This is a genomic window from Chryseobacterium sp. VD8, assembly GCF_037149975.1.
Classification (GTDB): domain Bacteria; phylum Bacteroidota; class Bacteroidia; order Flavobacteriales; family Weeksellaceae; genus Chryseobacterium; species Chryseobacterium indicum.
Genome location: NZ_JBBCQL010000418.1, coordinates 1 through 1361, shown reverse-complemented (window position 1 = coordinate 1361; position 1361 = coordinate 1). Strand labels below are relative to the sequence as shown.

1 pseudogene is annotated in these 1361 nt (G+C 35.6%); it reads left to right on the top strand.

The features are described 5' to 3' along the window. Positions 1-288: 288 nt before the first annotated feature. Positions 289-1361: pseudogene (locus WFK35_RS22765) on the top strand (hypothetical protein); the annotation flags it as partial.

Sequence of the window (1361 nt, the reverse complement as noted above, 5' to 3'; positions counted from 1 at the left end):
ATTTTTCCTCCACTTAAAAGAATATTATTCTATGAATAATTAATTTTAATTAACATTAAAGTAATTTTCACTTTTTACTATTAAAATTAAAGATTAATTTACTTATTTATTCCAATATTATCAAAAACACATCTATAAGCGGTAAATTTATACGAAAATTATAATCCAATCACTATTTAATTATTTACAATAAATATTTTCATAATTAAATATAAAAAATCAATACACAAAAATGAAATGAAGTTATCTCTGTAATGATTATTCACAGATTATATAAACTTTTAGCGTATGAAAAAAAGCTATTCTTTTTTGTTATTTATTTTATTTTCATTTCCTAATCTATTTTTTTCCCAAACATATCAGCTAACAGGAAATCCCGTTAATACAACAGGATGGACAATGGTAGCGCCAACCTCTGTAAATACAGACTTTATCCAGCTGACTCCGGACACGAATAACCAATCTGGCTCTATCCGGCTGAATCAGCCCATTAATCTTAAGTATTGTGACAAATGGAGAATAGAATTTGATTTCAGAATGGATTCTAACCAAACGGCGAACGGAGACGGTATTGCTTTCTGGTATCTTGCCAATCCTCCGGTTGCCAGTGTATTAGGTTCAGGTCTTGGTGTTTCATTGAACGCAGTAGGATTTGTGGTAGGATTCGATACTTATAACAATACCACCACTGCTGTAATGAGTAAGGTTCACGTCGGTTACGGACAGATCGTTAACACAACAGACACCAACAATGTTGAGTTTTTTAATGTTCCCGGAAGTTCTTTTCATTCTCCGGATATGAATACCACGCTTCCGTTTCAGGGAACCACTTACAAACATGTAGAAGTAACAGCACAGGTAGATCCGGCTGCTCCGGCAAACTGGATCGTGAAAATAACCATCAACGGAAATTTAATCTGCAACCAGTCTTTTGCTCCTTCCGGAACTGCTGCTGCAATGACGGTTGGATATTTTGGTTTTTCGGCTTCCACAGGCGGAAACAGATCCAGGCATTCCATTAAAAACGTAAAGGTTTTTGTAGACAAAATTCCTTTGCTGCAGGGAGCCATTACGAAAAATATATGTCCAGATCTTACCGGAATGGCAACCGTAGATTTAACTTCTTTAAATTCTCAGCTTACCACCAATCCGAATAACTATACTTTTGCCTATTATACCGGAGGTTCTCCCATCACCAATCCTGCCCAATTTCAATACAGTACAGACACCAATGTATCGGTAGTAATTAAAGATCCTTCACAAGTTCTTTGCGACAACAACGATGCTACAATTGCTTTAAAAGTTGCTCCTACCGTTACCACTACTGATGCTTCGCTTCGAACATGCTTTCTAGAAAATAA